Origin of the sequence: Paenarthrobacter sp. TAF1 (assembly GCF_052113825.1) — a bacterium.
GTDB classification, from domain to species: domain Bacteria; phylum Actinomycetota; class Actinomycetes; order Actinomycetales; family Micrococcaceae; genus Arthrobacter; species Arthrobacter nicotinovorans.
On sequence record NZ_JBFRDO010000001.1, the window covers coordinates 149,194 to 169,361 of the forward strand.

Consider the following 20,168-nt stretch of genomic DNA (forward strand, 5'->3'; position numbering starts at 1 on the left):
CACGATCCGTGGCTGCTGCACTGCCAGGATCGTGGATGGCGGACAAACGCCGCCACATCGACATGTTCACTTGAGTTGTCTCCCGGCCTCCTGCCAGAGGCTGCCGTAGGGCTACTTTAGGACGATTTTCCGGAGTCCGCCAGAGCCCTGGGCGGCCTTTGCCGGGACAGTACGCGCCTTAAAGCGCGATGCGGTAGACATGGTGCGTGTATTCGTTCGGGAAAGCATCCGTGAATTTCCCGCCCTGAATGTGAATTGACCGGTTCTCGCCCAACACCTCCACGGCGGACCCGATGATCCCGCCCGGGAGAGTGAAGGTCCTGCTTCCGGTGAGCCCGTCGTCCGTCATCGCGAAAATATAGGCACTTCCGTCCTTGGCTTTGAGCATCGTGTCGGTCCCCTCGCCAAAATCCCAAACGTAGGACTGGGTGTTGATGACTGGCGCCAATGAAGTGATGGCATGGTTCACGACCCCCGCTGCAGCCACTTGGTCCTTCAAGCAGGCAGCGCTGTGTATCCGGGCGTCCTGGAAAGCGTCGCCGCTGATGCAATCGTTGACGTTTTGCTGGTCCGGGGACTGGCTGAACCACACGATGCCCCGGGCCTCATGGATGATCGACGCCCACACCTGGGCTTGGACTTGCTCGGGGCCCAACTGCTTGTAACCGCCTGTGGAACCGCCGGTGCTGATCACAGTGGGCAGAGCCCAGAGTGGTGCCTGTACGCCCCGCGCGGCATTGATTTCCTGCTGGAGCTGCATGATTTTGCCGTAGCTCGAGGCCGTGCGGCAGTTCACTGGGGCGATGGGATTCTGTTCCTTGGGCGTCCGCCACCTGAGCGTCCCGTCGCCCCAATCGCATTGGGGGACGGCGTAGAAGTACTGGTCCACGGAGTTCACGTTCGCAGTGCTGAAATAGTCCATCGACAACTGCATGGGCACGTCATAGGTGATGATCCCCGAGGTCCAGTTCGCGTAGGTGAACCTGCCCGTGGCTGCGGGATCATGCTGGGCTGCCAACTGCTTCATGTGGGCGAGCCCGGCTACGGGGTCATACCTGCCGTCCACTTCGTCGTCCAGGACGCTCCCCACCTGCCGGTCCCAGCCGGCCGGTGCGTCCTTGGTCGCGAAAAGGGTGAACATGCCGTGCGCGGAGATGGCTGCACTGGACGCGTCCGGGTTCCCTTGGACGTAAGTGTTGATGCCCAGCGATTTGTCGTAGGCCAGTTGCGCATCGCTTCCAGGGGACCCGTACCAGATCGCGATGGGAAAGAAGGACGGATCGCTCCAGCCGGCTGCGGTTGCCTTGGCAAACTGTCGCCAGTACGCCGGTCCGCCTTCCCACGGAATCCTGGGCAGCTCGTGGAGCGCGTCCGCTGCTTCCACGGGGGCTGCCGTGGGGTCCGGCTGCGGAAGGGCAGCTGTCCTGGGTACGGTGCCAGGTATCGTGCTCGCCCAGAACAGCAGGCCAAACGTCAAGGCCATCGTGGTGAAGTAGCGAACCCGCATAGCGTCATCTTCTTCCGCAACCCAATGATGAGTACCTCAAAGGATGGCACCAGCTTCGCGAATCCGTAACCCGCCGTCGTCAATTGCTCCTGGTGCGGGCCGCGTTCAGGAGGGCCTTTGTCCAGTCATGTGTTGGAGATAATCGGCCAGCCGCTGTGAGGCGTTCGGGGGAGCGAAGCCCACTGCCGAAATTTTGCCGAGGTCCAGGACGCTGTTGGCCGGCCGCGGTGCCATCTCCGGTTTGTTGTACTCGGCTGTGCTGATCGGGCGCACCAGGCGCGGGTCCGCTCCGCACAGCCGGTAGACGTCCGCAGCAACATCTGCCCAGCTCTGATTGCCGCCGCTGTTGCTGAGGTTGTAGGTTCCATACGGGGCCCGGGAGTCGAGCAGGTGCCGGATCCCTGCGGCGAGGTCCTCGGCAAAGCTCAAGCGGCCAAGCTGGTCATCGACCACTCCCGGTGATGCACCTTTTGCAGCAAGGCCGGCCATGGTCCGAACAAAGTTCTTTCCGTCGCCGACCACCCAACTGGTCCTGACGATGTAGTGCCGCGGCACGGTACCCGCGGCGATGTCACCGGCGGCCTTGCTCTGTCCGTACACACCCAACGGTGAGAAGGGTTCGTCCTCCTGGTGAGGCTTGACGGTCCCGTCAAAGACGTAATCGCTGGATACATGGACCAGGGTCAGTGAATGGTCGACGGCGGTGGCCGCCAACCGGGATACGGCGGCTGCGTTGATTGTCCAGGCAGCTGCACGGCCTTCAGGGCTTTCGGCAGCGTCAACCGCGGTAAATGCCGCGGCGTTGATGATCGTGGAGTAATCGCGCCAGTTCACTGACCGGTAGGAATCCTCGCTGGTGATGTCAAAGTCCCGGCGGCCGGCGAAGTCCACGGTGGTGTCGCCGTCGAATGCTTGCCGGAGCGCGGTGCCCAATTGGCCGCCGGCCCCCAGCACGAGCGTGCGCCGCTTCTCCATCGGACTGACGCCGGCCATCCTCGGGTGGTTCTTGTCCTGGTCCGAAAGGATGGCCTCGCTGAGGGGTATCGGCCAGGGAACAGCGACCTGTTCGTCGGCAAGATTCAGGAAGGTGTAGTTCTGCTGGGCCTCAGGGCTCCAATGGTCGTTCACGAGATAGGTGTAGGCGGTGTCGGCCTCCAGTGTCTGGAAGGCGTTGCCCACGCCACGGGGCACGAACACGGCTTGGCCAGGCGTCAACTCCGCCGTGAACAGGACACCGAAAGTCGGTCCTTTCCGGAGGTCCACCCAGGCCCCGAAAATACGACCGGAGGCCAAGGAGACGAACTTATCCCACGGCTCGGCATGGATGCCCCGCGTAGTGCCGCGTACGGCGTTGAAGGATATGTTGTTCTGCACGGGCCCGAAGTCCGGCAGTCCGGCAGCCAGCATTTTCCTGCGGTGCCAGTTCTCCTTGAACCAACCGCGGCCGTCGGTATGGACAGGGAGTTCGAAAAGCACCAACCCCGGGATCGGAGTCGGAGTGGAAGCCAGTTCCCGCGGGTCCACGGCCTAGTGCCCTTGACCTGCATATTTTGACTCCGTGACCGCTTTCTGAGGACGCCACCAGTCTTCGTTGCTTCTGTACCACTGCACGGTCTCTGCCAGGCCGGAGGCAAAGTCGGAGAACCGGGGCGTCCAGCCGAGCTCCCTGCGCAGCTTGGTGGAGTCGATGGCGTAACGCAGATCGTGCCCGGGCCGGTCCTTGACGAGGTCGTAGGCGTCAGGTTGTTGTCCATCGAGGGCGAGGAGCATTTCCACTACCTCGCGGTTCGATCGCTCGCCATCTGCCCCGACCAGGTAGGTTTCACCCACCCGGCCACGTTCAAGGATGGTCAAAACCGCGGAGGAATGGTCTTCCACATGGATCCAGTCCCGGACGTTTAATCCTTGCCCGTACAACCGCGGGCGCACGCCGTCCAGGATATTGGTGATCTGCCGCGGAATGAACTTCTCAACATGCTGGTAGGGACCGTAATTGTTGGAGCAATTGCTGATGGTCGCCTTCAGGCCGAACGAACGCACCCATGCCCGCACCAACATATCCGAGCCTGCCTTGGTGGCCGAGTAGGGGCTCGTCGGGCGGTAAACGGAGTCTTCAGTGAACTTGCGGCGTTCGTCCAAGGCCAGGTCTCCATACACTTCATCCGTGGAGATGTGATGGAAGCGTGTTCCATGCCGGCGGGCAGCCTCGATGAGAGTAAAGGTTCCCGCCAGGTTGGTATCCATGAACGGACGTGGATCCGCCAGGGAGTTGTCGTTGTGCGATTCTGCAGCGAAGTGGACGACGGCGTCCACCGAGGATGTCAGCGCGTCCACAACGCCGGCATCGCAGATATCGCCTTTTTGAAAATCGAAACGGCCGGACGGCAGCCCCGACAGGGATTCCATGTTGCCGGCGTAGGTCAATTTGTCCAGGACCGTGACATGGAGGCCGGTGTGCTCCATGATGAAGTGAACAAAATTGCATCCGATGAATCCGGCCCCGCCGGTGACAAGGATTCTCTGCATGGCCATAGCGTAACCGTCATGGACGGTGATGTGCAGCGGGAGAGGACAGCTAGATGCGCGGAATTATTCTTGCCGGTGGCACAGGATCCCGGCTTCATCCGATTACGCTCGCCATCAGTAAACAATTGGTTCCGGTTTTTGATAAACCGATGATTTACTACCCGCTGTGCACCCTGATGCTGGCGGGAATCCGGGACATCCTGATCATCACTACGCCTGCCGACGGCCATCAATTCGAAAATCTCCTGGGGGATGGCTCGCAATTCGGCGTAAATCTGAGTTACGCCCGTCAGCCCACTCCCGATGGACTCGCCCAGGCGTTCATCCTGGGCGAGGAACACATCGGCAGCGGCAAAGTGGCGCTCATCCTCGGCGACAATATCTTCAATGGCCCCGGCATGGGCAACCAGCTCCGGCATTATGCCGATGTCGACGGCGGTGCAATTTTCGGCTATTGGGTCAAGGACCCGTCCGCTTACGGCGTGGTGGAATTCGACGACGACGGCCTGGCTGTTTCCATTGAAGAGAAGCCTGCCGTGCCCAAAAGCAACTACGCGGTTCCCGGCCTTTACTTTTATGACAACAATGTGGTGGCCATGGCAAAAGACCTTCAGCCGTCTCCGCGCGGGGAGCTGGAAATCACTGACATCAACCGCAAGTACATGGAACTTGGACGGTTGCATGTGCAGAAGTTCCCGAGGGGTACAGCTTGGCTGGACACGGGAACCTTCAGCGACCTCAACGATGCATCCAACTACGTTCGAACCACCGAGAACAGGCAGGGCTTGAAAATCGGGGCCCCGGAAGAGGTGGCGTGGCGGATGGGATACCTGACCGACGACGAACTGCGCCGGCAAGCCGCGAAACTGGCCAAAAGCGGCTACGGCAGCTACCTGTTGGACATCCTGGACCGGCGCTGACAGCGCTAGGCTGCCGAAACGTCCTCCAGGGCCCTGGCAATTTCCGTTGGGAGCACGGACAGTTGCGCGTCCAGCAATTCCTTGAGCTGGACAGCGTTCCTGGGTCCCACGACCGCGGAGGAAACCCCCGGCCGGGAAAGCAGCCAGCTCAATGAGACATCCAGCGGTGACCGGCCCAGACCACGTGCGGCCATTGCCACCGCTTCCACGACCCGGGACTCCCGGGGTTCCAGATAAGGCTCAACGTAACCGGCAAGCCTGCCCTGCGCTGCGCGGGAATCAGCGGGAATCTGTCCGCGGTACTTTCCGCTGAGCACACCACGTCCCAGCGGGGCCCAGGCCATCAAGCCAAGGCCTGCGTCCTCCACGGCAGGGATCAGTTCTTCTTCGGCTTTGCGGTTGACCAGTGAGTATTCGGACTGGTTGGCCACCAGCGTGAATCCGGCCACGGCCGCTGCCTTGGCCGTCTGCCAGCCGTTGTAGTTGGAAATGCCCACGTAGCGCGCCCGCCCGCTCCGCTGGGCCAATTCCAGGGCGGAGAGGGTCTCTTCCAGGGGCACGTTCGGGTCCCATTCCTGGGCGAACCAGATGTCGATATAGTCCGTTCCGAGCCTCGCCAGGCTCGCATCCAGGGCAGAAAGCAACGCGCCCCGGGAAGCGTTGATGCTGCGGCGTGTTTCTGATGACGACACGCCGGCCTTAGTGGAGATCACCACCTCGGAACGGGCTACAACATCGCCGAGCATGGAACCCAGCATTGCCTCGGCCTGGCCCTGCGCATAGGAAGCTGCCGTATCCACAACCGTCCCTCCGGCGGCAACGAATGCGTGGAGCAATTCGGCAGCGTCTTGTTCATCGGTCTCCTGGGCCCATGACATGGTTCCGAGGGACAAGGAGGACACGCGGAACCCACTGTTCCCGACATAACGCTGCTGCATAGCTGCTAGCTTACGGGCAGTTACCAGTCTTCATGACGTAGGGTCTATTCACGTGAACTGGATAGAAGCAGCCTTGCTGGGCCTTGTGCAGGGCCTCACCGAATTCCTCCCGATTTCCTCGAGCGCGCATCTGCGGATCGTCGGCTCATTCCTTCCGAATGCAGCCGATCCCGGGGCGGCATTTACTGCCATTACGCAGTTGGGAACCGAGACCGCCGTGATCGTCTATTTCTGGCGCGACATCGTCCGTATTGTGCGGGCCTGGTTTGGCTCGCTGACGGGCAAGGTGGAAAGAAGCGACCCCGATGCCCGCATGGGTTGGCTGGTCATTCTTGGCAGCCTGCCCATCATCGTTCTTGGATTGTTGTTCCAGGACCAGATCGAGTCTGTGCTCCGCAGCATGTGGATTGTGGCCACCATGCTGATTGTCTTCGGCATGATTCTGGCCGTCGCCGACGCCGTGGGGCGGCAGGAGCGCGACCTGACGCAATTGAGCTACAAGCACGGCATTCTCTATGGCTTCGCGCAGGCCATGGCCCTGATCCCGGGCGTCTCACGCTCCGGCGGCACGATCACCGCCGGCCTGCTCATGGGCTATACCCGTGAAGCAGCAGCACGCTATTCCTTCCTGCTCGCCATACCGGCCGTGTTCGGCAGTGGGCTCTACCAGCTGTACAAGACAGTCTCGAATGAAGGTTTGGCTGGACCTTACGGCCTGCCCGAAACGGCCCTGGCCACCGTCATTGCCTTCGTTGTGGGTTACGTCATCATTGGCTGGTTCCTGAAATTCGTGTCCACGCGCAGTTACCGGCTCTTCGTTTGGTACCGCATCCTTCTCGGGCTGGCCTTGTATGTCTTGCTCGGTTTCGGTGTGATCAGTGCCTAGCACTAAGGTTGAGTCGTGAAATCGTGGATCTCCCGCCCTGTACCTGAGCTGCCCGGCAGCATGCCGCCCATCCGGCTGTACGACACCGCCGTCGGCCGTGTCGTGGAGGTGGAGCGGCAGGCGGAACAATCCATGTACGTCTGTGGCATCACGCCCTACGACGCAACGCACATGGGCCATGCTGCAAGCTATGTCTCGTTCGATCTGCTGAACCGGGCGTGGCGCGACGCGGGCGTCCGGGTCTCCTACGTCCAAAACGTTACGGACGTCGACGACCCCCTCCTGGAGCGGGCCACCGCTACGGGCGTTGACTGGCGTGATCTGGCACAAAGCCAGATCGACCTGTTCCAAACCGACATGGATGCCCTGAACGTTCTCGCACCAAATCACTACATCGGTGCCGTCGAGGCCATCCCCGACATCGTGCCCGCCATCGAGAAACTCATCGCCGACGGTGTCGCCTATCGCGTCCAGGGCAGCGACGGCGAGCCCGACGGCGACGTCTACTACGACGTCGAAACCGCCGGAAAGCGCTCCAGCGCCACTGACGCCTGGAAGCTGGGTGAGATCTCCGGCCTGGGCGAAACCGAAATGCTCACGTTGTTCGCCGAGCGCGGGGGAGACCCCACCCGGCCAGGCAAGCGAAACGCGCTGGACCCCCTGCTGTGGCGGGTCGCCCGTGACGGTGAGCCCAGCTGGCCGGGAGCAGGTCTCGGAGCCGGCAGGCCGGGATGGCACATCGAATGTACCGTGATCGCGCAGAAGTACCTCCCTGCGCCATTCACAGTGCAGGGTGGGGGATCGGACCTGATTTTCCCCCACCACGAAATGGGAGCCGGCCACGCCTATTCACTCTCCGGCGTTCCGCTGGCCCGCCACTACTGCCACGCCGGCATGGTGGGTCTGGACGGCGAAAAGATGAGCAAATCAAAGGGAAACCTGGTGCTCGTTTCCAAACTCCGCGCAGCCGGTGAAGAACCTGCCGCCATCCGCCTGGCAATCCTTGCCAACCACTACCGCTCGGACTGGTCCTGGACCAGTGAGGGTTTTGCTGCAGCCAAGGACAGGCTCGCACTCTGGCGGGCAGCCCTGGAACAGGCCACGGCCGGTTCGGCGGGCAACCTCGTTTCCGCCATGCGGGAGGAACTGGCCAACGACCTCAACGCCCCCGGAGCGCTGGCCGCCGTCGACCAGTGGGCCAAGGACGCCGTAAGCAACGGGGCGGAAGCGTCCGCCCAGGACGCGGCACTGGTTTCCGACGCCATCGACGCTTTACTCGGGGTGGAACTCTAAGTCCCGAACCCCGGAAAAAAAGAACGGCCCCGACGAATGTCGGGGCCGTTCTTTTTGCGGTACGGGGTCCTTACGGGCGCTCTTTACCGCGTCGCTTAAGATAACGCTCGAATTCCCGGGCAATGGACTCACCGGAGGCTTCCGGAAGGTCTGCTGTGTCCTTCGCTTCCTCCAACTGGCGCACATACGCGGCAATTTCAGGGTCTTCCGTTGCAAGTTCATCCACCCCGCGTTCCCATGCCTCAGACTCCTCGGCGAGTGCATGGCTGTCCAGTGGTACCTGGAGCAGATCCTCGATCCGGTGCAGGATAGCAAGCTGGGCTTTGGGGGAGGGCGGCTGCGCAACGTAGTGCGGGACTGCGGCCCACAGGGATACCGTCGGCAGGCCCGCCAGCAAGGCGAATTCGGCAAGGACTCCCACGATGCCTACGGGGCCCTCGTACTGTGATGCCTCCAGGTTGAGGCGTTCCCGCAAGGAGTTGTCTTCGGTGGTGGTGCTGACCGGAATGGGCCGGCTGTGCGGAACGTCCGCAAGCAACGCGCCCACCAGGATGACGGCGTCCACCTTCAGTGCTTCAGCGTGCACCAAAAGTTCGGTTGTGTAGGCGCGCCACCGGTAGGAAGGTTCAGTTCCGAGGACAAAAACGACGTCCACGTTGCTGTCGGGAACGGCTGCCTTATAGATCCGGGTCGATGGCCATTTAACTTTGCGGGCACCTGAAGAAGTGCGCCGCACGGTGGGCCTGGTGAACTGGAAATCGTAATATTCCTCGGCGTCCACGGTGGCAACCTTCTTGCCGTCCCATAGTTTGTTCAGGTAGTGCAGGGCATCGCTGGCAGCTTCACCGGCGTCGTTCCAGCCCTCAAATGCAGCGATCATTACGGTGACACGCTGGCCTTCCGCGGGTTCCTTCAGGAAACGCTCGGGCTCCGCGGTGATGTCCTGCCCTTCGGGGGTCCCGTCCACACTGTTCATCCACTCACCCTACGTCGAAGACCCTGATGGATGCATGGCATTTCGTGTCAACGCGTGTCCCATATTCGCCCACAGCACAACGCCAGGACTGTCGACCACCAGGTTCCACGTAGACTGGAAACCATGCATTCGTTACCCAGCCAGCCCCTCCTCAAAGCCGTGCTCTGGGATATGGATGGCACACTCGTGGATACCGAACCCTATTGGATCGCTGCCGAACGAGCCTTGGTGGAGTCGTATGGCGGCACTTGGTCGCACCAGCAGGCCATGCAGCTTGTGGGACAGTCCCTGCTTCATTCGGCTGCCGTTCTGCAGGCCGCCGGTGTCGGGCTTGAGGCCCGTGAAATCGTGGACACCCTCAGCGCGCAAGTCATCGCCGAGGTTCGCCGGGAAGTCCCGTGGCGGCCAGGCGCGCGTGAACTGCTGGATGAGCTTCACACCGCGGGCATCCGTTGCGCGCTGGTGACCATGTCGGAAGGCCCCCTCGCCGGCGTGGTGGTGGAGAGCCTACCCAAGCCCTACTTCGAGTTCATGGTCACAGGCGACACCGTCACCAACGGCAAGCCGCACCCGGAGGCCTACCTGACGGCGGTCGAACGCCTTAGGCTGGACGACCCCTCCCTGACCATCCACCATTGCGTGGCCTTGGAAGATTCCGTACCCGGCGCTACTGCCGCCATCGCTTCAGGCGTCATAACGGTGGGAATTCCGCATCAGGTACCCCTGCCGGAGGACCCCCGCATGATCACGTGGCCCACTCTCGCGGGCCGGACCACCTCGGACGTCGAGCAGCTGGTTTTCGACCGCTTCCCGTCAGTCAACCTCGTTGAAGGGGCCAACTAGGTGAGCAGTCCCACCACTCCGCACCATGTTGTGACAAAGCGTGAAGGCATCCCACTGGGCAGGATCGCCGGCGTTCCTGTGTACCTGGCATATTCGTGGTTCGTTATCGCCGCCATCACGGTTGTCTTCTACGGCCCGGTCGTCATCGACTTGTTCCCGGGCATTGGCAACTGGGGATACCTGGTTGGGCTGGCCATCGCCTTGCTGCTTGCTGTGTCGGTGCTGATCCACGAACTGGCACACGCGCTGAGCGCCCGGGCGTTCGGGTGGCCCAGCGAGAAAATCGTCCTCAATCTATGGGGCGGGCACACGCAGTTTGAGAACTTCACGGCTTCCCCGGGCCGCTCCGTCACCGTTGCCCTGGCGGGACCGGCTTCAAACTTCGTCATCGCCGGAGTGATGTGGGCGATTCTGTCAACGGACACCCTGACCGGCGTACCCGCCATGCTCGCGGACATCCTGCGACTGGCAAACCTGGTGATCGGTATCTTCAACGTCCTGCCCGGTATGCCGCTGGACGGCGGCCGGCTGGTGGAATCCGCTGTATGGAAAGCCACCGGCAGCCAGGACAAGGGAACCATTGCAGCCGGCTGGTCGGGTCGGATCATCGTGGTTGCCCTGGTCATCTGGTTCATCGTTGTGCCCTTCCTGCAAGGGCAGCTTCCCAACCTGATGTACACGGTCATTACTGTCCTCGTCTGCGGTTTCCTGTGGATGAGCGCTTCGAGCTCCATCCATCACGCGAAGCTGCGCAGCAGGCTGTATCTGGTCAGTGCCGCCGGTCTGGCAGAGCCCGCTGTCGGCGTGCCGAACACGGCTACCGTGGCTGATGTCCTGGCCATCGCACCCGCGGGGAGTCCCGCCGTCGTGATCTGCGGCCCCGATGGCAGGCCGCAAGGAGTGGTGGACAGCGGTGCCACCGCCAGCGTCCCGCCGGAAGCCACGACGACGACGCCCGTCACCGCGGTTGCCCACGCCCTGGCAGCAGGGGCTTACGTCCCGGAATGGTCAAAGGGGCAGGAACTGATCCAGTACTTGGCTCGCCTGGAGGGCGGCGAATACGCTGTGGTGGACCATAACGGAATCGTCACCGGCCTTCTCCGCCAGGAGGCCGTAGTGACAGCCATAACAGGTAAGGAAGCCCGCAGGAGCGGCCGCCCCTGACCACGCGCCCGGTAGAGTTACATGCCGGTCGTCAAAGCAAAGAACCCATTGTGCCTGGCGCCACCAGCCAGCAACACGTCGCGGCCCAGCCGTACAAGAGCGAGGAAAACCACATGAGCAGCGAAACCGCCGCCCCCGAGGCCAGCGCAGGCCCTGACGAGGCAGCCACAGGCTCCGCCCCGCAGCCGACGGGCGCTGCGCGGCGTCGCGGGCCGTTCCGCGTGGGCGAGCGGGTCCAGCTCACTGACGAACGCGGCCGCATGAACACCATCACCCTGGAAGTCGGCGGGGCGTTCCACACCCACCGCGGTTTCCTGAACCACGATGAAATCATCGGCAAAGTGGACGGTTCCGTGGTCAGCAACAACGTCGGCCAGCAGTACCAGACTCTGCGCCCGCTGTTGTCCGACTTCGTCTTGTCCATGCCGCGTGGGGCCGCAGTTGTCTACCCCAAAGACGCCGGCCAGATTGTCACCATGGCCGATATCTTCCCCGGCGCACGGGTTGTGGAAGCAGGCGTTGGATCCGGCGCGCTGTCCATTTCCCTGCTCCGTGCAGTTGGCGATGGTGGCTACCTGCACTCCTTCGAACGCCGCGAAGAATTCGCGGACATTGCCAGGGGCAACGTCGAGACAATCTTCGGCGGCCCCCACCCCGCCTGGCAGATTTCTCTCGGTGATTTCCAGGAGGAAGTCGTCAAGGCCGAAGCACCCGGGTCCGTGGACCGGGTCGTCCTGGACATGCTTGCCCCATGGGAGTGCCTGGACGCGGTGGCAACGGTCCTGGCCCCTGGCGGCGTCTGGATCAACTACGTAGCCACTGTCACCCAGTTGTCGCGCACAGCTGAGGCCATCCGCGCTGATGGACGCTTTACCGAGCCTGACGCCTGGGAGTCCATGGTCCGCGGCTGGCACCTCGAAGGCCTGGCCGTCCGTCCCGACCACCGCATGGTGGCCCACACCGGCTTCCTGCTCGTCACCCGCCGGCTGGCTGATGGCGTAACCGGGATTTCCGTGAAGCGTCGTCCTTCCAAGACCGAATTCAGCGAAGAGGACCTCAACGCCTGGACCCCCGGCGCAGTCGGGGAACGCTCCGTATCGGACAAAAAGCTCCGCCGGGCCGCCCGTGACGCCATCGCCGGCACCAACGTCCAGGACGACCCCACGGTCACAAACTGAAAAGGTCACAATAGGGTCCGTATTCCGGATGTCACCCAGCACCCTGCGCTTTTCGGGACTAAGGTCTTGTTAAGCGCAGGAAGGGGCTGATGAATCGTGGATACGCCAAACAACGACCTTGGACGGCCGACGCCGGAGGATGCAAACACAGCGGCAGAGGAGAGGGCGGACCGGGGTCCCGCCCCGGTTCAACCGCAGGAACCTTCGACGGACCTGACTGTTGCCGAACGGCAGATCAACATCCTTCGGGACAAACTCCGCCACATTGACCGCCAGCTGGCTGCCGCCACGCAGAACAACAGCAAGCTTGTCAGCATGCTGGAAACGGCCAAGGCCGAAATACTTCGTCTCAAAGGGGCACTGGAGCAAGAAGGACAGCCGCCCTACAGCTTCGGCACGGTGCTCCAGATCAACCCCCGGAAGCAGCCGGCCCCCGGTAACTCCGGGCAGGCGGCCACCGAAGAGTCAGTGGACATCTTCAATGCGGGCCGAAAGATGCGGGTGGGCGTCAGCCCGCTGGTGAACCTCAACCAGCTGGCTGTCGGCCAGGAAGTCCTGCTCAATGAAGCGCTCCTTATCGTGGCAGGGCTCGGATACGAGCGGGCCGGCGAGCTGGTCACCCTGAAGGAAATGCTGGGCAAGGACCGCGCCTTGGTGGTCGGCCGCGCCGACGAAGAACGGGTGGTCCGGCTCTCCGGTGCCCTCCAGGAACTTCACTTGAAGGTCGGCGACGCCTTGTCACTGGACTCGCGGACGGGTTACGCCTTGGAGAAGGTCCCGCGCGCCGAAGTGGAGAACCTGGTCCTGGAGGAAGTCCCGGACATCACCTACCAGGACATCGGCGGACTTGGTCCCCAGATCGAACAGATCCGCGACGCCGTCGAACTGCCGTTCCTGCATCCGGACCTTTACCGCGAACATGGCCTGAAGGCCCCCAAGGGAATCCTGCTCTACGGCCCTCCGGGTTGCGGCAAGACCCTCATCGCCAAAGCGGTGGCCAACTCCCTTGCGGCCCGCGCGGCAGAACGCGCCGGCAACACCGACCTCAAGAGCTACTTCCTGAACATCAAGGGCCCCGAGCTCCTGGACAAGTACGTGGGCGAGACTGAGCGCCACATCCGCCTGATTTTTGCGCGGGCCCGCGAAAAGGCCTCGGACGGCAGCCCCGTCGTAGTTTTCTTCGATGAGATGGACTCCCTCTTCCGCACCCGCGGCACCGGGGTCTCATCCGACGTCGAAACCACCATCGTGCCGCAGCTGCTCAGCGAAATCGACGGCGTGGAGCGTTTGGACAACGTGATCGTCATCGGTGCCTCCAACCGCGAGGACATGATCGATCCCGCCATCCTCCGTCCGGGACGGCTGGACGTAAAAGTAAAGATCCAGCGGCCTGATGCCGAAGCAGCGGCGGACATTTTCGGCAAGTACATCACCACGGACCTGCCGTTCCATGCCCAGGACCTCGCCGAGTACGGGGGAGACGTCCAGGCCACAGTGGATGCCATGGTCCAGCGCACCGTGGAAGCCATGTATTCCACCGAGAAGTCCAATGAATACCTCGAGGTCACGTACGCCAACGGTGACACCGAGATGCTCTACTTCAAGGACTTCAATTCGGGTGCCGTCGTCCAGAACGTGGTGGACAGAGCCAAGAAGTACGCCATCAAGGACCTTCTGACCAACAACCAGAAGGGTCTTCGGATCGAGCACCTGCTGCGCGCGGTGGTGGATGAGTTCCGCGAGCACGAGGACATGCCGAACACCACGAACCCTGATGACTGGGCACGGATTTCGGGCAAGAAGGGTGAACGGATCACTTACATCCGTACCATCGTCCAGGGCAAGGCCGGTCAGGAACCGGGCAAGTCCATCGAAACCACAGCCAACACGGGCCAGTACCTGTGACAGCAAGACCCGAAGGTACACAGGCCGGAAGCTTGCCTGCAGGCGGTGCAATGCGTGTCATGGGCTCGGAAACGGAATACGGTATCCACGCGCCGTCGGCACCCGGCGCGAACGCCACCATGATGTCCGCCAGGATCATCCAGGCCTACGCCACTGTGACCCGGCAACGGGCGGCAGGAGGAGCGGAGACGCGTTGGGACTACACCGACGAAGAGCCGCTGCACGACGCCCGGGGCTGGACCGTGGACCGCGCGGCTGCCGACCCCAGCCAGCTCACCGACCAGCCACCGGTTCTCGACGCCGAAGCCGTCGCCTTGGCGTACGGCCGGCAGGAACTGGAACTGGATGGCGCGGATGAATCCGGTTCGCTGCTGATGAACATGGTCCTGGGCAACGGTGCGCGTCTCTACGTGGATCATGCGCACCCGGAGTATTCCAGCCCGGAGGTCACCAACCCCAGGAATGCCGTGACCTGGGATGCAGCCGGCGACGTCGTAGCGCTTGCCACAGTCCGGAAGGTTGCTGCTGATACCAGCCTGCCTGCCATAAACCTCTACAAGAACAACACCGACAACAAGTCGGTCTCCTATGGCTCACACGAGAACTACCTCATGCCACGTTCGGTTCCATTCGGTGACATCATCCGGGGCCTGACGCCGTTCTTCGTGTCCCGGCAGGTGACCTGCGGTGCTGGTCGCGTTGGCTTGGGGCAGGACAGTTCCACCCCCGGTTACCAGATCAGCCAACGGGCCGATTTCTTCGAAGCGGAGGTGGGGCTGGAGACCACGATCCGCCGTCCCATCATCAACACCCGGGACGAACCGCACGCCACGGCGGACAAGTATCGCCGCTTGCACGTCATCATCGGGGACGCGAACCTCAGCCAGGCCTCCAACTACCTCAAGTTCGGGACCACAGCCATGGTCCTGAGCCTCATCGAAGCCGGTCAGGCGCCCAAAATCGAGGTCCACGAGCCGGTCCAGGCGCTTCAGGCCGTCAGCCATGACACAACGCTTGCTGCTACAGTCCGGCTGCTGGATGGACGCAGGGTGACGGCCCTGGACCTTCAATGGATGTACTACGAGGCCGCGGCAAAACTTGCCCAGGAAACCGGTGTGGCTGATTCGGTGACCGGAGACGGCCACACCCACGACGTCCTCCTGCGCTGGGAATCCACGTTGACTGCTCTGGGATCCGATGTCGGATCTGCGGCGTCTTCCGTGGAGTGGGTGGCCAAGAAATCGATCCTGGAAGGGTACCGGAACAGGGACGGACTGGGCTGGGACGACGCCAGGCTTGGCCTGGTGGACCTGCAGTGGTCCGATATCCGGCCCGAGAAAGGGCTGTACTACCGGCTGCTCTCCAACAACCGCATGACGCGCGTGGTGGACGACGCCGACATCGCCCGGGCGGTGACGGAGCCGCCGTCGGACACCCGCGCATATTTCCGCGGCCGGTGCGTTTCGAGGTTCGGCCGGGACGTTGTCGGCGCCAGCTGGGACTCGGTCATTTTCGACGTTCCAGGGCTGGGAAAGCTCCAACGGGTACCAACCCGCGAGCCCTTGCGGGGGACGCAGGCCCTGACCGGCGCACTGTTCGACCGCCACCAGGATGCCGGTGCGTTCCTGGCCGAATTGCTGGGCCAGAATCCGCCGGCGGCAAGGGCCTGAGAACGTGTCCGGCACAGCAACATTCGTACTTGTCCAAAGCCGTACGAAGCGGCCCGCAGCGTGGCAATATGGCAGTAGGAAGTCCCCAATTTCAGGGGACTGACAGTAGGGAGAAAGAAAATGGCAGCTCAGGAACAGCAACAACCACAGTCACGGGAAACCGAAGCAGAAGTGGACGTCCCGGAGGCTCCGCCTGCAGCGCCCGAAGCCCAGGCATCCGAGGCAACACAGGGCGTGGATGATCTCCTCGACGAAATCGACGGCGTGCTGGAATCCAATGCCGAAGAATTCGTCAGGGCTTTCGTCCAAAAGGGCGGCCAGTAACCGGCCCGTACAAGGATTCACAACCCGGACGGCGTGAGGCCGCCGGGCACCGGAACGCAGAGTCGAAGGAGTGCAGCAATGCAGGACCCATCAAACGGCCCCCTGGCCACCCAGGCAACGTCTTCATTTACCGAGCATCTCCAACGCTCTCGTCCTGAACTCCTTCCCTTCAGCCAGGCGCTTCCCGCCGGCACCGTGCCGTCATCGCCGCACGCCACCACGATCGTCGCACTGACGTATGCGGGCGGCGTGCTGATGGCGGGCGATCGCCGCGCCACGATGGGCAATGTCATCGCCAGCCGGCACATCGAGAAAGTTTTTCCGGCCGATGAATATTCGGTGCTGGGCATCGCCGGCACGGCCGGCCTGGCCATCGACATCACCAGGCTGTTCCAGGTGGAGCTGGAGCATTACGAAAAAATAGAGGGAACGCTCCTGAGCCTGGTGGGCAAGGCCAACCGCCTGGGGGCCATGATCCGCGGAAATCTCCCGATGGCGATGCAGGGGATGGCCGTTATCCCGCTGTTCGCCGGATTCGACCACGTCAGCGGTATTGGCCGGCTGTTCTCCTACGACGTCACGGGCGGCCGCTATGAAGAACAGGAACACCACTCAGTAGGCTCAGGATCGGTGTTTGCCAGGGGCGCCCTGAAGAAGCTGTGGAAGCCCAACCTTTCCGAGGAAGACGCGGTCGCTGTTGCAGTCGAAGCCCTGTACGACGCCGCGGACGACGATTCCGCGACCGGCGGTCCGGACCCTGTCCGCCAACTTTGGCCGGTGGTCTATACCGTGAACAGAGCCGGTAACCGAAGGGTCCCGGAGCGCGACCTCGCAGCAATCGCCGGAGCAATCGTTGAATCGCGCGCCATCGCCGGACGGGAGGCCTGACATGACGCAGCAGTTCTATGTTTCTCCGGAACAACTGATGAAGGACCGCGCGGACTTCGCCCGGAAGGGCATCGCCCGTGGCCGATCCGTAGTGGTCATCAGCTGCGCCGACGGCATCGCCCTGATCGCGGAGAACCCGTCACCATCCCTGCATAAGATCGGGGAGATCTACGACAAAATTGCCTTCGCAGCGGTGGGCAAGTACAACGAGTTCGAGAGCCTGCGGCAAGCCGGGGTCCGCTATGCCGACGTCCGCGGTTACTCGTACGACCGCGAAGACGTCACGGCCCGCGGGCTGGCCAGCGTGTACGCACAAAGCCTGGGAGCTGTGTTCACTGCAGAACAAAAGCCTTTCGAGGTGGAATTGGCGGTAGCGGAGGTCGCTGCGGCACAGGAGCAGGACCACCTCTACCGGCTGACCTTCGACGGTTCCATCGCCGATGAGAACGGTTTCGTGGTCATGGGCGGCCTGGCAGATCAAATTTCCGACGTCGTCCGCGGGGCTTGGGAGTCCGAGCTCAGTTTGGCCGGCGCCATGCGTCTGGCCCTGCGCGCGCTGGCAGTCGACAAGGAAGTGGAAGCCCTTCCGGCCACCGCCGTCGAGGCGGCAGTCCTCTACCGCGCGTCGGAGAGCCACCGCGGATCACGCAGGGCGTTCCGACGCCTGCTGCCCGAGGACATGACCCGGTTGCTCAACGAGGAGGCCTGAGATGGACAAACGAATATTCGGCATCGAAACAGAGTTCGGGATTTCCTATTCCAGCCCGGATTCACGCCCGCTGGCGCCTGAGGAAGTGGCCCGGTACCTCTTCAGGAAGGTCGTCAGCTGGGGAAGGTCTTCGAACGTCTTCCTGACGAACGGCTCGCGGCTTTACCTGGACGTAGGCTCGCACCCGGAATATGCCACAGCCGAGTGCGATGACCTTGCCCAGCTCATCGCGCACGACCGGGCCGGCGAGCTCATTCTCGACGACCTCGTGGACGAAGCGCAGACAAGGCTCGCCGCAGAGGGATTCAACGGAACCGTCTATCTCTTCAAGAACAATACGGATTCGGCCGGCAACTCCTACGGCAGCCATGAGAACTACCTGATTCCGCGCCGCGGGGAATTCTCCCGCCTGGCGGAGATCCTGATTCCGTTCCTGGTCACCCGTCAGTTGATCGCAGGGGCGGGCAAGGTCCTGAAGACTCCGCACGGAGCCACCTTTGCCTTCTCCCAACGCGCCGACCACATCTGGGAAGGCGTGTCATCGGCAACCACCCGATCACGTCCCATCATCAACACGCGCGACGAGCCCCATGCGGATGCCGAGTTCTACCGCCGCCTTCACGTGATCGTGGGGGACTCAAACATGTCCGAAACCTCGGCTCTGCTCAAGGTCGGCACCGTCGACCTGATCCTCCGCATGATCGAGTCCGGTGTCATCATGCGGGACATGCGCATGGAAAACCCCATCCGCAGCATCCGCGAGATCTCCCACGACCTCACAGGCCGGGCGCTCGTCCGGCTCGCCAACGGCAGGCAACTCACGGCCCTTGATATCCAGCGCGAGTACCTGACCAAAGTCACGGAGTTCGTGGCGGCCAACGGCGCCCACAATCAGCATGTTCCGCTCATCCTTGACTTGTGGAAGCGAACGCTGGACGCCATCGAGTCCGGTGACACCAGCACCATCGACACCGAGGTCGACTGGGCCATCAAGAAGAAGCTCATGGACAGCTATATGCGGCGGCATGGACTCAGCCTGGATTCGCCGCGGATCGCGCAACTGGACCTGACCTACCATGACATCTCAAGGCAGCGGGGACTGTTCTTCCTGCTCCAGTCCAGGGGAGCTGCGCGCAGGCTGGTCACGGAGACCGACGTCAAGGACGCCGTGGACGCACCACCGCAGACCACCCGTGCAAAGTTGCGCGGGGATTTTGTCCGTCGGGCACAAGAGCTCGGCCGTGACTACACCGTCGACTGGGTCCACCTGAAGCTCAACGACCGCGCACACCAGACCATCCTCTGCAAGGATCCCTTCCGGAGCGAAGATGAGCGGGTGGATGCCCTCCTGGACTCCATGGGCTGAACGTCCCTATAAGCTGGCTCCCAGCTTTCCGGGCTATTCTGGATAGTGGTCTCTTTCCAGGAGACAACCTGCTTGGAGGCGCCTTGCGCTGTTCCGAGTGTCCCTTGCCCCGACGAAAGTGTCTTTTTTGTGCGCCGACTCCTAGCAATTCTCCTTCCTGCCCTGCTGCTCATTACCGCGTGCGGCGGAAGCAACCCGGCCGCCGAGCCCACCAGCCAGTCCGCCGGTGACCTCTCCAAGCTCGACTCCGTGAAAGTGACGGATAACGGTAACGACAAGGCCCCCGGCGTTGAGTTCTCGAAGCCGCTGAGCGTCACCGAGCCCACCGTCAAGGTGGTTGTCGAAGGTGACGGAGAGCGCGTAAAGGCCGGCCAGACGGCTGAGCTTGTCTACGTGGCCGTCGACGGCAACGACGGCAAGACGGTGGAAGACGCCTACACCAACGGGCCTCAGCCGATCGACTTGACGGACGAACTGAAGTCCGGCAACCAGCAGATCTACAACGCAATCGTCGGAGCCAAGATCGGCTCACAGATTGCCTTCGCAGCTCCCGGCAACGCCTCGGCTTCACCGGCCGCCTCTACGCAGCTGGTCGTCTTCAAGCTGCTCTCGGCCAAGGATCCGGCCCCCGTGCTGGACAAGCCCGAAGGCGATACTGTCACTCCTCCCGCCGGTCTGCCAACGGTGAAGGAAGACGACAAGGGAATCCCGCAGATCTCCGTTGACGGTGTTGCTGCGCCCAAGGAACTTATTGCCCAGGATCTCATCAAGGGCAAGGGTGCAGTCGTCAAGGCAACCGACACCTTGACCGTGAACTACGTAGGCGTGAACCTCGTGGGCGGTACCAAGTTCGATTCCAGTTACGACCGCGGAAAGTCCACCAGTTTCCCGCTCACCGGCGTAATCAAGGGCTGGACCCAGGGGCTGGAGGGCAAGACTGTCGGCTCCCGCGTGCTCTTGGTGATTCCGCAGGACCTCGCCTACGGCGCAGCCGGGCAGGGCGAAGCCAAGGGCGACCTCGTCTTCGTCGTGGACATCCTGGGCGTTAAGTAACCCCAGCGGAAAATGCAGGCAC

General features: G+C 62.5%; 18 protein-coding genes. 13 read left to right on the forward strand and 5 right to left on the reverse strand.

Features of this window, described 5'->3' with window-relative positions; genetic code table 11:
* Window positions 1-178 precede the first annotated feature (178 nt).
* From AB4Y81_RS00680 to rfbB, 3 genes are all read right to left on the reverse strand, one after another.
* The gene (locus tag AB4Y81_RS00680) at window positions 179-1,507 is read right to left on the reverse strand and encodes a hypothetical protein (RefSeq protein ID WP_416428690.1); all 1,329 of its coding nucleotides are present in this window, start codon (window positions 1,505-1,507) and stop codon (window positions 179-181) included.
* A 105-nt stretch (window positions 1,508-1,612) separates the two neighbouring features.
* On the reverse strand, window positions 1,613-3,031 hold the full coding sequence (locus AB4Y81_RS00685; protein ID WP_434326759.1) for a sugar nucleotide-binding protein: 1,419 nt from the start codon (window positions 3,029-3,031) through the stop codon (window positions 1,613-1,615).
* 3 nt (window positions 3,032-3,034) lie between these two features.
* Window positions 3,035-4,039: a dTDP-glucose 4,6-dehydratase gene (gene rfbB / locus AB4Y81_RS00690; RefSeq protein WP_179128358.1), complete on the reverse strand. Its 1,005-nt coding sequence runs from the start codon at window positions 4,037-4,039 to the stop codon at window positions 3,035-3,037.
* 47 nt (window positions 4,040-4,086) lie between these two features.
* Between rfbB and rfbA the strand changes: the two genes are divergently transcribed.
* A complete protein-coding gene (gene rfbA, locus AB4Y81_RS00695) occupies window positions 4,087-4,953 on the forward strand; it encodes a glucose-1-phosphate thymidylyltransferase RfbA (RefSeq protein ID WP_026267147.1) in 867 nt (288 codons plus the stop codon).
* Window positions 4,954-4,958: 5 nt separating this feature from the next.
* Here the strand turns inward: rfbA and AB4Y81_RS00700 are convergent, their stop codons facing one another.
* The gene (locus AB4Y81_RS00700) at window positions 4,959-5,891 is read right to left on the reverse strand and encodes an aldo/keto reductase (protein WP_018777637.1); all 933 of its coding nucleotides are present in this window, start codon (window positions 5,889-5,891) and stop codon (window positions 4,959-4,961) included.
* A gap of 52 nt (window positions 5,892-5,943) precedes the next feature.
* On the opposite strand from AB4Y81_RS00700, the gene AB4Y81_RS00705 reads away from it, so the two are divergent.
* Both AB4Y81_RS00705 and mshC read left to right on the forward strand, forming a co-directional pair.
* Complete coding sequence (locus AB4Y81_RS00705) at window positions 5,944-6,777, forward strand: undecaprenyl-diphosphate phosphatase (protein ID WP_416428686.1); 834 nt, start codon at window positions 5,944-5,946, stop codon at window positions 6,775-6,777.
* Between the two features lie 15 nt (window positions 6,778-6,792).
* Window positions 6,793-8,070, forward strand: coding sequence for a cysteine--1-D-myo-inosityl 2-amino-2-deoxy-alpha-D-glucopyranoside ligase (gene mshC / locus AB4Y81_RS00710; RefSeq protein WP_434326760.1), 1,278 nt, complete (start codon window positions 6,793-6,795; stop codon window positions 8,068-8,070).
* 70 nt (window positions 8,071-8,140) lie between these two features.
* On the opposite strand, the gene AB4Y81_RS00715 is transcribed toward mshC, so the two are convergent.
* Window positions 8,141-9,046: a PAC2 family protein gene (locus tag AB4Y81_RS00715; protein ID WP_018777640.1), complete on the reverse strand. Its 906-nt coding sequence runs from the start codon at window positions 9,044-9,046 to the stop codon at window positions 8,141-8,143.
* A gap of 30 nt (window positions 9,047-9,076) precedes the next feature.
* Here AB4Y81_RS00715 and AB4Y81_RS00720 point away from each other — a divergent pair, with 30 nt between their 5' ends.
* From AB4Y81_RS00720 to AB4Y81_RS00765, 10 genes are all read left to right on the forward strand, one after another.
* Window positions 9,077-9,889 (forward strand): HAD family hydrolase, encoded by an 813-nt coding sequence (locus AB4Y81_RS00720; protein ID WP_110504656.1) that lies wholly within the window; start codon window positions 9,077-9,079, stop codon window positions 9,887-9,889.
* A complete protein-coding gene (locus AB4Y81_RS00725; RefSeq protein ID WP_018777642.1) occupies window positions 9,890-11,053 on the forward strand; it encodes a site-2 protease family protein in 1,164 nt (387 codons plus the stop codon). It begins immediately after the preceding gene.
* Window positions 11,054-11,166: 113 nt separating this feature from the next.
* On the forward strand, window positions 11,167-12,231 hold the full coding sequence (locus AB4Y81_RS00730) for a tRNA (adenine-N1)-methyltransferase (protein ID WP_026267150.1): 1,065 nt from the start codon (window positions 11,167-11,169) through the stop codon (window positions 12,229-12,231).
* Window positions 12,232-12,327: 96 nt separating this feature from the next.
* Window positions 12,328-14,136, forward strand: coding sequence for a proteasome ATPase (arc, locus tag AB4Y81_RS00735; protein WP_018777644.1), 1,809 nt, complete (start codon window positions 12,328-12,330; stop codon window positions 14,134-14,136).
* Between the two features lie 50 nt (window positions 14,137-14,186).
* On the forward strand, window positions 14,187-15,806 hold the full coding sequence (gene dop, locus AB4Y81_RS00740; protein ID WP_441994846.1) for a depupylase/deamidase Dop: 1,620 nt from the start codon (window positions 14,187-14,189) through the stop codon (window positions 15,804-15,806).
* Window positions 15,807-15,926: 120 nt separating this feature from the next.
* On the forward strand, window positions 15,927-16,130 hold the full coding sequence (locus AB4Y81_RS00745) for a ubiquitin-like protein Pup (RefSeq protein WP_018777646.1): 204 nt from the start codon (window positions 15,927-15,929) through the stop codon (window positions 16,128-16,130).
* Window positions 16,131-16,208: 78 nt separating this feature from the next.
* On the forward strand, window positions 16,209-17,018 hold the full coding sequence (prcB, locus tag AB4Y81_RS00750) for a proteasome subunit beta (RefSeq protein ID WP_018777647.1): 810 nt from the start codon (window positions 16,209-16,211) through the stop codon (window positions 17,016-17,018).
* A 1-nt stretch (window position 17,019) separates the two neighbouring features.
* The gene (prcA, locus tag AB4Y81_RS00755) at window positions 17,020-17,727 is read left to right on the forward strand and encodes a proteasome subunit alpha (RefSeq protein ID WP_039241301.1); all 708 of its coding nucleotides are present in this window, start codon (window positions 17,020-17,022) and stop codon (window positions 17,725-17,727) included.
* Window position 17,728: 1 nt separating this feature from the next.
* Entirely contained in the window at window positions 17,729-19,093 is a 1,365-nt protein-coding gene (gene pafA / locus AB4Y81_RS00760) for a Pup--protein ligase (protein ID WP_018777649.1), read from the forward strand.
* 129 nt (window positions 19,094-19,222) lie between these two features.
* The gene (locus AB4Y81_RS00765; RefSeq protein WP_055975826.1) at window positions 19,223-20,146 is read left to right on the forward strand and encodes an FKBP-type peptidyl-prolyl cis-trans isomerase; all 924 of its coding nucleotides are present in this window, start codon (window positions 19,223-19,225) and stop codon (window positions 20,144-20,146) included.
* Window positions 20,147-20,168 lie beyond the last annotated feature (22 nt).